Raw genomic sequence first — 12723 nt, forward strand, 5'->3', positions numbered from 1 at the left:
GCCCCCACTAGATCCCTTGGTGCCCCAGGCCGGACTCGAACCAGCACGCCTTTCGACAGCAGATTTTGAGTCTGCCGCGTCTACCATTTCGCCACTGGGGCCCGGAGATACCGGATTGGGCGGGGGCGCAATCTAGCGACCGCGCGCCTGCGGTCAACGCGCCAGCGCATCTGAATCGAGACGCGTCAATTCGCCGGCCGCCCGCTTGGGGCAGAGTCGCGGTGCGCCTTGTATTCGCCGCGCCGGGCGCGTAATTGATAATCACTCGCAAGTTGGGTTCTACGGGGCGTTCCGGATGCACGACATGCTCGCCGAGGCTATCGCGCCGGCCGCCACCCCCGCGGCGGACGCCGAGGGTCAGTTGGTGCGTCTGAGCCAGACCCGGCCGGGCGACGCCGGCGTGATCGTGGACGTGCGAGCCGAGAGCCACCCTGGCGACCATGGTGTCGGGCTCGAGGAGCTTCAGCGCCGCTTGCTGGAGTTCGGTTTCGTGGAAGGCGCGGAACTCGAGGTGCTGCACGAAGGCGCCATCCGCCGCGACCCCATCGCGGTCCGTCTGGACAACATGCGCATCGCACTGCGCCGTCGTGACGCCGAAGACGTCTGGGTGCTTCTGGCGCGAGGGCCGACGCGGCGCGCCCAATGAGTGAAACGCTTACCCGCCCGGCGCGCGTGGCGCTGGTCGGCAATCCCAATTCCGGCAAGACCGCCCTTTTCAACGCCCTGACCGGCAGCCGCCAGAAGGTCGCCAACTACGCCGGCGTGACCGTCGAGCGGAAGGAAGGCCATCTGACCACGGCCGGCGGTCGTGCCATTTCCGTGCTCGACCTTCCGGGCACCTATTCCCTTCGCGCCCGCAGCCCGGACGAGGCGGTCACCCGCGACGCGGTGCTGGGCAAGCTGGCAGGCGAACAGGCGCCCGACGTTCTGGTGGCCGTGGCCGACGCCACCAACCTGCGCCTCGTGCTGCGGCTGATCCTTGAGCTCAAGGCCGTGGGCCGTCCCATGGTGCTGGCGCTCAACATGTTCGACATCGCCCAACGCCAGGGCCTGCGGATCGATCTGGAAGGCCTGCAGCGCGAGCTGGGCTGCCCGATCGTCACCACCGTCGCCACGCGCCGCCGCGGCATCGCCGAGCTGGTGGCCGAAGTGGACACCCTCGCGCGCACCGATATGGCCGGCGGGCAGAACCGCTGGCGTGAGCCGACCGCCGCCGAGATCCGCGAGGCGCACCGCGAAGCCCAGCGCCTGTTGAAGGCCTATGTGCGCCCGCCGGAGCGGCCGGACACCTTCACCGGCAAGATCGACGGCGTGCTGCTGCACCCGGTCGGAGGTCTGGCGATCCTGCTCGGCCTGCTGTTCGTCATGTTCCAGGCGGTGTTCAGCTGGGCGACGCCGCCGGCCGACGCCATCGAAGCGGCCTTCGGCGCGCTCGGCGGCCTGGCCGCGGACAACCTGCCGGACGGCTGGCTGCAGAGCTTCCTGGTGGACGGCCTGATCGCCGGGCTTGGGGCCGTCATGGTCTTCCTGCCCCAGATCCTGGTGCTGTTCTTCTTCATCATCCTGCTGGAAGACTTTGGCTACATGGCGCGGGCCGCCTTCCTGATGGACAGGATCATGGGCGGCGCGGGCCTGCACGGCCGCGCCTTCATCCCGCTGCTGTCGTCCTTCGCCTGCGCGATCCCCGGGATCATGGCGACTCGCGTGATCGACAATAAGCGCGACCGGCTGACCACCATCCTCGTGGCGCCGCTGATGACCTGTTCGGCGCGGATCCCGGTCTACACCCTGATCATCGCCGCCTTCATTCCAAACCAGACGGTCGGCGGGTTCCTGAACCTGCAGGGGCTGGTGATGTTCGGCCTCTATGCGGCGGGGATCTTCAGCGCCCTGCTCGTCTCCTTCCTGACCCGCCGCATCTTCTGGCGCGGGGCGGTGGAGCCGTTCCTCATGGAGCTGCCCACCTACAAGGTCCCGTCGGCGGAAAGCGTGTTCCGGAACCTGCTGCTGCGGGCGCGGATCTTCATGTCGCGGGCCGGGCGCATCATCCTGCCGCTGAACATCATCGTCTGGTTCCTGTCGGTGTTTCCCGCGCCGCCGCCAGGCGCCACGGCCCCCGCCATCGACTACAGCCTGGCAGGACGGCTGGGTCACGCCCTGGCGCCCTTGCTGGCGCCTATTGGCTTCAACTGGCAGATGACCGTGGCCCTGATCCCCGGCTTCGCCGCCCGTGAGGTGGCGGTGGCGGCGTTGGGCACCGTCTATGCGGTGGGCAACGCCGAGGCCGATCCTGGGGCCCTGGCCACGACCTTGTCCCAGCACTGGTCGCTGGCCACCGCCCTGTCGTTCCTGGCCTGGTACGTGTTCGCGCCCCAGTGCGTCTCGACGCTTGGGGTGGTGAAGCGGGAAACCAACTCCTGGCTCTGGCCGGCGGTGATGTTCGTCTACATGACGTCGGCGGCCTATCTGGCGTCCTTCATCGTCTACCGGGTGGCTGTGGCGCTGGGCGGCGGCTGATCGACGAGTCGGCGGAACCGCGGCTCCTCCTCGCAGCTTAGTTGGCTATCGCGGGCGGTATACAGAACCTTGACCGCACGCGTCCCCGCCACTGCAGCGAGCCGCCCCATGCCCACCGAGCTGAACTACGCCGCCCAGGCCATCGCCCACGAAGGCGCCCCGCCCCGCGTCAGCACGCCGGATGACCGCATCGACCTGGAGCTCTCCACGCCGGAGGAGCTGGCGGGCGCCGGCGGACCGGGGACCAACGCCGAACAGCTGCTCGCGGCGGGTTATGCGGCTTGCCTGCTCTCCGCCCTGCGTCTGGCGGCGCTGCAGCAGGGCGTCAGCATCGAGGGCGCCGACGTACGCTGCACCCTGAACCTTTCCGGCCAGGAAGACCGCTTCGACGCTGAGGTCAGCCTGGAGGCCGACATCCCTTCGGTGCCCGAAGAGACCGCCCGGGCGCTTCTCGACACCGCCACGCGAGCCTGGCCGTTCGCCGCGGACCGCGGCGCGCGGATTCCGCAGGTCGGATTGTCGGGCGCGCCGAGCGGCGGCGGCCAACCTGCAGACGTCCAGGTCCGCCAGGAAGCGGCGGAGGGCGGCGGCTACACCTAAGGCGCGGCTAGGGCGTGGTCGGCGCGGCCTGATTGCTGATGTCAGCGAGACGCCCGGCTTCAGCGCGCGCGGACCGCTATCAGCGACATTGCGGTTGTAGGTGACGGTGGAGCAGCCGGCCGGCATCAGCGACAGGGCGATCAGGGCAAGCCGGCGCAAGGCGCTCTCCTTCAGCAGTGCGCGCTTGACCTCACGCAAGCGGCGCGAGCCGAGCGCGCCCGTCGAGATGTCCAGTTGCGTAGCTGTCCGGCAAGGCCGCGCATTCAGGCGGAGACCGCTCAACCGCAGGGCGCAGCGTTAACCACGCGTTCAACCTTCACCTTAACCTGCTGCTAAACTCCCGGTGGCAGCTTTCGTGGGCGATGGGAAAGCACCAGGAAAGTGTGTCTCACATGGAAACCGGCAAAAAGCCGATGCGGCCCAACCAACAGCTCGCAAACCGTGTCCGTGAGGTCCTGCTGTCGCTCGGCGGCGAAGCGCACCGGGGGATGGTGATCGAGCAAGTGGCTCGGAAGATGGGCCATGACGTCCGGCAGATCCCCGAGGATCTTCAGGTCGCCCTGATCCACTCCTTTGAGGACGCCTGGCGCGACGAGCGCAAGCGGGCGACCTATGGCTTCCACCTCCCGTTCGGCGAAGGCTCGCACCGCTGGAGCGTGAAGGCCGTCCCGGTCCTCCACTAGGCCTCAGCGTAGCGAGGGCGGCAGGGACTCGCCGGCCAGGGCGCCGGCGGCCGACTGAAGCCGGCTGAGCAGGCGCTTGAGCAGGTTCACCTCCTCAGGCGCAAGGCCGGCGATCAGGGCCGCCTCGTAGGCAAGCGCGAGAGGCGCGATCTCCGAATGCAGGCGCGAGCCCTCGTGGGTCAGCGTCAGGACGTGAGAGCGGCCGTCGGCATGATGGTCCGACCGCCCGACCAGCCGCCGCTTCAGGAGCCCCTGAGCGGCCCGGCTCACCGTCACCTTGTCCATCACCGTGCGGGCGACGATCTGGTTCTGGGTCAGCCCGCCATCCTCAGCCAAGACGCAGATCAGCCGCCATTGCGGGATCGTCAGGCCGAAGCGGTCCTGATAGGCGCGGGCGATCAGGCCCGACACCGCGTTGGACGCCACCGACAGGCGGTAGGGAAGATAGCCGTCGAGCTTGAGCCCGCTCTCGGCGTCGTGGGTCATCTCGACTCGCGGGTATATGGGACCACCTCCTGCTCGATCGCACCGAAGATGGTGTGTCGGCGGGCGTCCTTCATTTCAATGCGAACACAGTCGCCAAAGTTGAGGAACTCGGTCCTGGGCGCCCCATGGACGAGAGTTTCCACGGTCCGCACCTCCGCGAGGCAGCTGTAGCCGACTCCGCCTTCCGACACAGGTTTCCCTGGACCTTCGTCGTTTCCTCGATTCGACACCGTGCCCGAACCGATGATGGTCCCAGCGGCGAGCGCGCGGGTTTTGGCGGCGTGGGCGATCAGGGTCCCGAAGTCGAAGGTCATGTCGACGCCGGCGTCCGCCTCGCCCAGCACCTGGCCGTTCAGCTCGACCTCCAGCTTGCCGTGCAGCTTGCCGTCGGCCCAGCCCGGCAGGGCGTCTGGCGTCACCGCCACGGGCGAGAAGGCGCTGGCGGGCTTGGACTGGAAGAAGCCGAAGCCCTTGGCGAGCTCGCCCGGGATCAGGTTGCGCAAGGATACGTCATTGCAGAGCATGACGAGCCGGATGGCGGTGAGCGCCTCTTCGCGGCTCGCGCCCATGTGCACATCGCCGGTGATCACCGCCACCTCGCCTTCCAGGTCACAGCCGAAGGCGGGGTCTGCCAGTGGGATCGGATCACGCGGCGCCAGGAAGCTGTCGGAGCCGCCCTGGTACATCAGGGGGTCGGTCCAGAAGGTCTCGGGCATCTCCGCGCCGCGCGCCTTCCGCACCAGCTGGACGTGGTTCACGTAGGCCGAGCCGTCCGCCCATTGGTAAGCGCGCGGCAGGGGGCTGGCCGCCTCATGTTCGTGGAAGCGCTCGCGCGGGGCGGCGCCATGTTCGAGGCTGTCGGCCAGGCCCCGCAGCAGGGGCTCGCAGCGGTCCCAATCGTCCAGCGCCGTCTGCAGGGTGGGCGCGATCTGGCTCGCGTCGGTGAACCAGGCGACGTCGTTGGAGACGACGACCAGGCGGCCGTCGCGGCCGCCCTTCAGGGACGCGAGCTTCATGGACGTGGTCTCCCTATGCGCCCGTGGGCCGGGCCGTGTTCTGGTTCAGGCGGTCTCGCGGGCGATGGAGCCTGTCAGGCGCACGCCGCCTTCGTAGTCGTCTTCCACATAGACGGTGACCTCGACGCGGATGTCGCTGCCGGGTTCTCCGTCCCAGAGGTAGCTGCGCTCGATGCAGACTTCGCGCCCTCCGGGCGTGAACCCCTCGAAGGTGTCCCCCCAGGGCGTGTGGTGGGCGAGCTGTCGCCAGCCGAGGGTGCAGGCGCGTTGCAGCTCATCTTCGGCGGCGGAGCGGAGGTCGGCTTTGTAGGCGTCCATGGTCAGGCCGGGGTCTTCCAGCTGTCGACGTAGGCGGGATTTTCCACGGAGGCGGCGGCCTCGCCAACCTCCAGCGGATCGCGGGTGTCGATCATCACCGCATATTCGTCCGTCGCCGGCTTGGCCTGCACAAGCATGTTCTTCAGCGCCTTGGGGTGCGGGCCGTGGGTGAAGCCGGATGGATGGAAGGTCATCATCCCGGCTTCGATGTGGTCGCGGCTGAAGAAGTCGCCGGCGTGGTAGAACAGCACCTCGTCGAAATCGTCGTTGTTGTGGAAGAAGGGCACCTTCAGCGCACCGGGATCGGTCTCGAATGGCCGCGGGGCGAAGGTGCAGACCACAAAGCGGTTCGACACGAAGGTCGTGTGGACGGACGGCGGCAGGTGGTAGCGATGGCTGGAGACGGGCCGCAGGTCCTCTACGTTCAGGCGCACAGGGGCGAGGTCGCCGTGCCAGCCGACGGCGTCCAGCGGGTTGTAGGGGTAGGTCACCACCGATACCTGGCCGCGCTTCTTGATCTCGACGCGGTATTCACCCTCGTCGAACTGCCGCGCCTTGAACGCCTCGTCGATCTTGGGCGTCTCCAGCATGGCCGGATCGAACAGGGCATGCCCGCCCAGCAGCCCCTTGTCCGGCAGGCCGAAGTGGGTGTTGGTCGCCTGGATCATCAGCACGGCGCAGGGCTCGTCCGGCTCCAGGCGCCACATGGTCCCGCGCGGCAGGTAGAGGTAGTCGCCGGCCCGGAAGGCCAGCCGGCCATAGTCGCAGAACAGATGGCCGCGGCCCTGATGGACGAACAGCAGCTGGTCGCCATCAGCGTTGCGCGCCAGGGCCGGCATCGCTTCAGCCAGCTTCCAGAAGCGGATTTCGGTGGCGGCGTTGTGCAGGACGAGGCCGGCCGCCCAGGGGCTCGGGTCGGCGGCGTTCAAACGCGCAAGATCGAAGGCGCGCGGCCGAAGCGGACCTTCGAAATTCACCCAACCGGTCGGCGGACGGCGATGGTGGATAAAGGCTGCCGGCCCGAAGAAGCCTTCCTTGGAGATCTCGCGCTCGAAGGTTCCGGTGGGCAGGTCGGCGTGGGCCTGGCGCGAGTGCACGCCTTGCGCAGCCTGGATCGGGATCCACTTGCGGTTCGCCATCACGGATCATCCTTGTAGATGCCGACGACCAGCGGCTCGCCGTCGGCGATGCGGGCGCGGTACATGCCGGATGTGTTGAAGCTCCAGGCGCAGGTCCCGTCGGGCGCCACCGCAATCACACCGCCATCGCCGTCGATGGCGGTGAGTTGGGTCTGCACGACCTCGTCCACCGCCTCCTGGAGCGAGACGCCCTTGTGCTCGACCAGGGCGGCGATCTCCTTGGCCACGGCGAGGCGAATGAAGAACTCTCCCGTGCCCGTCGCCGACACTGCGCAGGACTTATTGGAGGCGTAGGTCCCGCAGCCGATCAGCGGGCTGTCGCCCACCCTTCCCCACTGCTTGGCGGTGGTGCCGCCGGTAGAGGTGCCGGCCGCGACGTTCCCCTCCGCGTCAACGGCCACCACGCCGACGGTGCCGCGCTTGCCCTCGTCGTGCGCCAGAGCCGCCAGGTCGTCGTGGCCGGCGCGTTCGGGGCGTTCCGGGATCGGCAGCCCCATCTCCTTCAGCTCGCGCTCCAGAGACAGCCAGCGGCGCTCGGTGAAGAAGTAGGACGGCTCCACCTGAGCCACGTCGTCCCGAGTTTGCGCGAAGCCGTCCGCTCCCTCTCCCACCAGGAACACATGAGGGGACTGCTCCATCACCGCCCGCGCCAGGGTGATCGGGTTGCGGGTGCGGGTGACGCCCGCCACGGCGCCGGCGTCCAGGCTGCGGCCGTCCATGATGGACGCGTCGAGCTCGTTGCGGCCCTCGGCCGTGAAGACCGCGCCGCGGCCGGCGTTGAACAGCGGCTCGTCTTCCAGCACCCGGACGGCGGCGACCACGGCGTCCATGGCCGAGCCGCCGTCACGCAGCACCGCAGCTCCCGTTTCGGCGACGCGGGCCATGGCGTCGCGGTAGGCCTGTTCCTGCTCGGGTTTCAGGTCGGAGCGGTCAATCACACCCGCGCCGCCATGCGCGACCAGGGCCCACTTTGACGCCATGCGAAATCAGTCCTTTGCCGGCAGGACGCCGCGGCGGATCTGGTCGAGCTCGATGGACTCGAACAGGGCCTTGAAGTTGCCTTCGCCGAAGCCCTCGTTGCCCTTGCGTTGGATCAGCTCGAAGAAGATCGGGCCGATCATGTTCTCGGTGAAGATCTGCAGCAGCAGGCCCTGACCCTCGGTCGGCGCGCCGTCGAGCAGGATCTTGTCGGCTTGCATCCGCTGGACGTCCTCGCCATGTCCGGGGACGCGCGCATTGAGCAGCTCGTAGTAGCTGTCGGGCGTGTCCTGGAACCTGACGCCCCGGTCGCGCATGGTCTCGACCGCGTGGAAGATGTCCACCGTGCCCAGAGCGACGTGCTGAATGCCCTCGCCCTTGTAGTCCTTGAGGAACTCCTCGATCTGGGAGTGCTCGTCCTGGCTCTCGTTCAGCGGGATGCGGATCTTGCCGCAGGGGCTGGTCATGGCCTTGGAGAACAGGCCCGTCTGGGCGCCTTCGATGTCGAAGTAGCGGATCTCACGGAAGTTGAAGATGCGCTCGTAGAAGTCCGCCCACTTGGCCATGTTTCCGCGGAACACGTTGTGGGTCAGGTGGTCGATGTAGGTCAGCCCCACCGAAGCGGCGGCGGAGCGCTCGGCCGAGCCGGCGATCTCCACGAAGTCGACGTCGTAGATCTCCTGCGCGCCGTAGCGGTCGACGAGGTAGAGCAAAGAGCCGCCGATACCCTCGATGGCGGGGATGTTGAGCTCCATCGGACCCACCGGGCCGGTGACCGGCGTCGCCCCGCGTTCGATCGCCATCTTCAGGGCCTTGGCCGCGTCCTTCACCCGGAACGCCATGGCGTTGGCGGAGGGGCCGTGCACGGCGCGGAACTCGGCAGGCTGACCCTGCGGCTCCATGTTCAGGATGAAGTTGATGTCGCCCTGGCGGAAGCGCAGCACGTTCTTGGAACGGTGCCGGGCGATGGCGGTGAAGCCCATCAGCTCGAACAGGTTCGCCAGCCGCTCCGGCTCAGGCGATGTGAACTCGACGAACTCGAAGCCGTCGGTGCCCAGCGGATTTTCGAACAGGTCCCGCGCAGCGGCAGGCGTCTGGATGTTCATGGCCGTCTCTCCCGGATTTAGTATCAGATGAAACTAGATCGCTCGCTGGAAGACAAGCCCCCGCCGGCCTGCTAGCTGAACGCTCAAGTCCCTCCCCCGGATCGCCGAAGAGATCGAATGTTTCGAAAGATGTACGAATGGGTGATGCGCCTGGCCGGCTCGCGTCACGCCCCGGCCTCGCTCGCCGTGATCTCGTTCGCAGAGAGCTCGTTCTTCCCGATCCCGCCGGACGTGATGCTGGCGCCCATGGTGCTGGCCCGGCCGCAGCGTGCGTTCCTGTACGCTGGCATCTGCACCATCGCATCCGTGCTGGGCGGGCTGCTCGGCTATGCGATCGGCGTGTGGTTGGAGCCGGTCGGCTACACGATCCTGAAGCTCTTCGGCCATCCGGAAGGACCGGCGGAGTTCCAGAAGTGGTTCGACCAGTGGGGCCTGTGGGTCATCCTGATCAAGGGCGCGACTCCGATACCCTACAAGCTGGTGACCATCACCGCCGGCCTGGCGCGGTTCGACCTGTTCACCTTCATCTGGGCCTCGGTGGTGACCCGCGGCGCGCGTTTCTTCATCGTCGCCGCCGTGCTGAAGTACTACGGCCCGGCCATGCTGAAGGAGTTCGAGCGGCGCATGAACCTCTACGCCATCATCGGGATCCTGGTGCTGGTGGGCGGCTTAGTGGCCTTGAAGATGTTTGGCTGAGCCGCATTTTCGGCTCATATCGCCACTGCCGATGACGAACGCCCTTCGCCCATTCCTCGACCGCTGGCGGCTTGTGGCCCTGCTGGCCTCCGCCGCCATGCTGGCGACCGCCCACGCTTTCGAGACCTTTGGAGGTCTTGCGCCGTGCACCCTGTGCCTGCGCCAGCGGGAGGTCTACTGGACGGCTCTGGGCCTGGCGCTTGGCTTCATGATCGCAGTGCGCCTGCCGGGCGGACCTCGGTGGCGCGAGGCCACCTGCTGGATCCTGGGCCTCGTCTTCCTGGTCGGCGCAGGCGTTGCGATCTACCACGCGGGAGCGGAATGGAAGTTCTGGGCCGGCCCTTCGACCTGCGCGTCCACAGGCGCGGGCGTGTCGGCCGCCTCGCTGGACGCCCTGCTTAAGGGCGCTGAAATCAAGCCGCCGAGCTGCGACAAGGCTGCCTGGGTGTTCCTGGGCCTGTCCATGGCGGGATGGAACGCGGTGGTCTCCCTGGTGTTGGCGGGCCTGAGCGCCCTCGCCGCGCTCAGGGAAAGGTCCAAGCCATGAATGAGAAGCCGATCCCGCCCCGCCCCGGCCGCGGCGCCCTGGCGGCCCGCATGGCCGAGATCCTGCGCGTCGACCACGCCGGCGAGCTTGGGGCGGTGTCCATCTATCGCGGGCAACGGGCGGTGTTCGCCCAGGCCCAAGGGCGCGAGCGGATTTCCGATCAGCTGGCCGAGATGGAAGGCCATGAGGCCGAACACCTGGCGCGCTTCGACCGCCTGCTGACCGAACGCAACATCAGGCCCACGGCGATGACGCCGCTGTGGCGCATCGCAGGGTTCGCCCTGGGCGCCGGCACCGCCCTGCTGGGCGAGAAGGCCGCCCACGCCTGCACCGAAGCGGTGGAGAGCGTGATCGAGCAGCACTACGCCGGGCAGGTGGAAGAGCTCGCGGAACGGGAGCCGGAGCTTGCAGCCGAACTGGCCAAGTTCCGTGACGAGGAGCTCGCGCACCGCGACCTCGCGGTGGACGAAGGGGCGCGCGAGGCTCCGGGCTACACCCTGCTGTCGGCGGTGATCCGCACCGGCTGCAAGGCCGCCATCAAGATCAGCGAGAAGATCTAGCCCGGCGCTTATTGCGCCGGACGCGGCCCATCCGTGCCGATCTGCTGAGAGGGCGCAGGCGCGGTGGACTCGTTCTGCGTACCCGGAACGGTGCTGCCTTCCACTTCCGCGCGCGTGGTCGCCGAGGTGACGGTTTCTTCGCCGCCGCGCGAGGTCGCCATGGGCCGGGCGATCAGCGAGCCGATCACGATCGCAGCGATGGCCGCCACGATGATCCACACGATCGGCTTGCCGGCCGGCTTATGATTCACAGCTGGTTGCGGGCCTGCGACACGGCCGTCATCGACACCCGGCGCGGAATCGGACGCATTGGTCCCGGCTGGTCTGGACTGGTTCATCGAGCTCTCCCGAATGCTTCCCCGGCCTAATGGTGGAGCGACGGGCAGGTTCCTGAGGACCCGATCAGCGTCAGGTTGAGCACCCCTGCCGCGGCACATCCCCCGCGGAGTCGCAAAGCAATAGGAGTTCTGCTTTTGTTCTACTCTCGGAGGCGGATCATGGCGGACGGCGGCTCTTATCAGGCAATCGGCGCGGCGCTGGGCGCGCCCAGGCTCAACCAGGCCCTGGCGGCGCGCAGCAGCCTTTGGGCGGTGTGCAACTGCGGCCGTGAGGCGGCCTTGGACGCCAGCCACTGGCTGGGTCAGGGGTTGGGCCGTCATTGCATCGAGGATCTCGAGGAGCGGGTTCGCTGCGAGTGCGGCGCACGTCGTGCGCGGCTGGAGATCCGTGGCCTGGCCGAGGCCCCGCAGCGTCCGATGGGCGGCGTCTACGTTTTCCGCTAGCCGCCGGCGCGCGATAGCGCGAACGCCGCCAGGAAGCCGGCCACGGTGATCAGGCCCGCGAAGTCGCGGGTCTCCTCGAAGGCTTCCGGAATCATGGTGTCGGCCAGCATGGCCAGGATGGCGCCGGCCGCCACGGCCTGGGTCGCGGCGATCACGGCTGGCGAGAAGCCGCTGAAGACGCTGTAGCCGACCCAGGACGCGACGCCCGACAGGGCCGCGATCACCGCCCACATGCCCAGTACGAACACCGCCGGGCGACCTGCCTTGCGCATGCCCGCCGAGCTGGAAAGCCCTTCGGGGATGTTCGACAGGAAGATGGCGATGACGGCGGTCAGGCTGACGCCTTGGCCGCCAAGAAGGCTGACGCCGATCACCACCGACTCCGGGATGCCGTCCAGCAGGGCGCCCAGCGCAATGGCCGCGCCGCTGCCCTCCTCGCCGGCCTGCTGCGCGCCCGAACGCTTGCGGTGCCTGGCCCCGGCTCTGGCCAACGCGAGGTTCGCGAAGGTGAAGATCGCCGCTCCACCCAGGAAGCCGACGGCCGTCGCGTTCAACCCGCCGCGCCGCCACGCCTCGTCCATCAGCTCGAACGACAAGGCCGAGATCAGAACACCCGCGCCAAACGCCATGATAGCGGCGATCAGACGAGCCGGAACGCGGGCGAAATAGCCGACTGCAGCGCCGAGGATCAGCGCCGAGCCGCTGAGCAGGCCCCAAAGGCCCGCCTGGAGGGAAAGCGGGATGTCCACCGGCGCGCAACGGCTTGAGCCGCGGGCGGTTCACGGCGTTCGGAACAACCGCGACCGTTGCGCGTCTAGCAGCCAAGGCTGTTTCAGGATTTCACCATGACCACGATCGCCGCTGCGGCCATCGACGCCGTCGCACTGGAGGCTGCGCCCATCCGGCCCGAGTGGATCCGCGCCGGCGCGCCTCAGGCCCGCTGCACCGTGCTGTCGCAAGCCGCCGACGGCGCGGCCCTGACGGCGGTGTGGGACTGCACCGCCGGTGAGTTCGACTGGCACTTCGCCGGCGACGAGTGGGTCCACATCCTGGAGGGCGAGGTGGTGGTCGACGACGGCTCAGGCCCGCGCAGCCTTCGGCCAGGCGACGTGGCGCTCTTCCCAGCCGGATCGGTGTCCCGTTGGCGGGTGCCGACCTATGTGAAGAAGCTCGCCTTCTGCCGAGATCCCATGCCCCGGCCCGTCCAGAAGCTGGTGCAGGTCGTGCGGAAGGTGAAGGGCGCCCTGCGCGGCGGGGCCGCCCCTGCCGGCGCCCTGCAGGCGTCCGCCTGACGG

The 12723-nt window shown here is 68.3% G+C and carries 17 protein-coding genes and 1 tRNA gene; 9 read left to right on the top strand and 9 right to left on the bottom strand.

Features of this window, described 5'->3' with window-relative positions; genetic code table 11:
* Positions 1 to 17: 17 nt before the first annotated feature.
* Positions 18 to 101 (bottom strand) — tRNA-Leu (locus DJ018_RS00900).
* 194 nt (positions 102 to 295) lie between these two features.
* On the opposite strand from DJ018_RS00900, the gene DJ018_RS00905 reads away from it, so the two are divergent.
* The 4 genes from DJ018_RS00905 (at position 296) to DJ018_RS00920 (ending at position 3800) form a co-directional block, all read left to right on the top strand.
* A complete protein-coding gene (locus DJ018_RS00905; protein WP_420849486.1) occupies positions 296 to 646 on the top strand; it encodes a FeoA family protein in 351 nt (116 codons plus the stop codon).
* Complete coding sequence (gene feoB / locus DJ018_RS00910; protein WP_111512925.1) at positions 643 to 2517, top strand: ferrous iron transport protein B; 1875 nt, start codon at positions 643 to 645, stop codon at positions 2515 to 2517. Before DJ018_RS00905 ends, feoB begins: the two co-directional genes overlap by 4 nt.
* A gap of 108 nt (positions 2518 to 2625) precedes the next feature.
* The gene (locus DJ018_RS00915; protein WP_111512926.1) at positions 2626 to 3117 is read left to right on the top strand and encodes an OsmC family protein; all 492 of its coding nucleotides are present in this window, start codon (positions 2626 to 2628) and stop codon (positions 3115 to 3117) included.
* A gap of 392 nt (positions 3118 to 3509) precedes the next feature.
* Positions 3510 to 3800: a hypothetical protein gene (locus tag DJ018_RS00920; RefSeq protein WP_111512927.1), complete on the top strand. Its 291-nt coding sequence runs from the start codon at positions 3510 to 3512 to the stop codon at positions 3798 to 3800.
* A 3-nt stretch (positions 3801 to 3803) separates the two neighbouring features.
* Here the strand turns inward: DJ018_RS00920 and DJ018_RS00925 are convergent, their stop codons facing one another.
* The 6 genes from DJ018_RS00925 to hppD are packed head-to-tail and all read right to left on the bottom strand — an operon-like array spanning position 3804 to position 8843.
* The gene (locus DJ018_RS00925) at positions 3804 to 4286 is read right to left on the bottom strand and encodes a MarR family winged helix-turn-helix transcriptional regulator (RefSeq protein ID WP_111512928.1); all 483 of its coding nucleotides are present in this window, start codon (positions 4284 to 4286) and stop codon (positions 3804 to 3806) included.
* On the bottom strand, positions 4283 to 5302 hold the full coding sequence (locus DJ018_RS00930) for a fumarylacetoacetate hydrolase family protein (protein ID WP_111512929.1): 1020 nt from the start codon (positions 5300 to 5302) through the stop codon (positions 4283 to 4285). The genes DJ018_RS00925 and DJ018_RS00930 overlap by 4 nt, the downstream gene beginning before the upstream one ends.
* A gap of 45 nt (positions 5303 to 5347) precedes the next feature.
* Complete coding sequence (locus DJ018_RS00935) at positions 5348 to 5620, bottom strand: hypothetical protein (protein WP_111512930.1); 273 nt, start codon at positions 5618 to 5620, stop codon at positions 5348 to 5350.
* Between the two features lie 2 nt (positions 5621 to 5622).
* Entirely contained in the window at positions 5623 to 6759 is a 1137-nt protein-coding gene (locus DJ018_RS00940) for a homogentisate 1,2-dioxygenase (protein WP_111512931.1), read from the bottom strand.
* Positions 6759 to 7739: an isoaspartyl peptidase/L-asparaginase family protein gene (locus DJ018_RS00945; protein ID WP_111512932.1), complete on the bottom strand. Its 981-nt coding sequence runs from the start codon at positions 7737 to 7739 to the stop codon at positions 6759 to 6761. Before DJ018_RS00945 ends, DJ018_RS00940 begins: the two co-directional genes overlap by 1 nt.
* Before the next feature lie 6 nt (positions 7740 to 7745).
* Positions 7746 to 8843, bottom strand: coding sequence for a 4-hydroxyphenylpyruvate dioxygenase (gene hppD, locus DJ018_RS00950; protein ID WP_111512933.1), 1098 nt, complete (start codon positions 8841 to 8843; stop codon positions 7746 to 7748).
* A gap of 117 nt (positions 8844 to 8960) precedes the next feature.
* Here hppD and DJ018_RS00955 point away from each other — a divergent pair, with 117 nt between their 5' ends.
* From DJ018_RS00955 to DJ018_RS00965, 3 genes are read left to right on the top strand one after another with little or no spacing between them, the layout of a single operon-like run.
* Entirely contained in the window at positions 8961 to 9539 is a 579-nt protein-coding gene (locus tag DJ018_RS00955; protein ID WP_111512934.1) for a YqaA family protein, read from the top strand.
* Between the two features lie 31 nt (positions 9540 to 9570).
* Positions 9571 to 10086, top strand: a complete 516-nt coding sequence (locus tag DJ018_RS00960; protein ID WP_111514611.1) for a disulfide bond formation protein B — start codon at positions 9571 to 9573, stop codon at positions 10084 to 10086.
* Positions 10083 to 10646 carry a demethoxyubiquinone hydroxylase family protein gene (locus tag DJ018_RS00965; protein ID WP_165842762.1) on the top strand — a complete coding sequence of 188 codons (564 nt, stop codon included), beginning with the start codon at positions 10083 to 10085 and terminating at the stop codon, positions 10644 to 10646. The genes DJ018_RS00960 and DJ018_RS00965 overlap by 4 nt, the downstream gene beginning before the upstream one ends.
* Positions 10647 to 10654: 8 nt before the next feature.
* Here the strand turns inward: DJ018_RS00965 and DJ018_RS00970 are convergent, their stop codons facing one another.
* Entirely contained in the window at positions 10655 to 10984 is a 330-nt protein-coding gene (locus DJ018_RS00970; protein WP_111512936.1) for a hypothetical protein, read from the bottom strand.
* Positions 10985 to 11143: 159 nt separating this feature from the next.
* On the opposite strand from DJ018_RS00970, the gene DJ018_RS00975 reads away from it, so the two are divergent.
* Positions 11144 to 11428, top strand: a complete 285-nt coding sequence (locus DJ018_RS00975) for a hypothetical protein (RefSeq protein WP_111512937.1) — start codon at positions 11144 to 11146, stop codon at positions 11426 to 11428.
* On the opposite strand, the gene DJ018_RS00980 is transcribed toward DJ018_RS00975, so the two are convergent.
* Complete coding sequence (locus tag DJ018_RS00980) at positions 11425 to 12177, bottom strand: ZIP family metal transporter (RefSeq protein WP_205853690.1); 753 nt, start codon at positions 12175 to 12177, stop codon at positions 11425 to 11427. The genes DJ018_RS00975 and DJ018_RS00980 overlap by 4 nt on opposite strands.
* A 96-nt stretch (positions 12178 to 12273) precedes the next feature.
* Here DJ018_RS00980 and DJ018_RS00985 point away from each other — a divergent pair, with 96 nt between their 5' ends.
* Entirely contained in the window at positions 12274 to 12720 is a 447-nt protein-coding gene (locus tag DJ018_RS00985; RefSeq protein WP_111512938.1) for a cupin domain-containing protein, read from the top strand.
* The last annotated feature ends 3 nt before the right edge of the window (positions 12721 to 12723 follow it).

Origin of the sequence: Phenylobacterium deserti (assembly GCF_003254705.1) — a bacterium.
In the GTDB taxonomy this organism is placed as follows: domain Bacteria; phylum Pseudomonadota; class Alphaproteobacteria; order Caulobacterales; family Caulobacteraceae; genus Phenylobacterium; species Phenylobacterium deserti.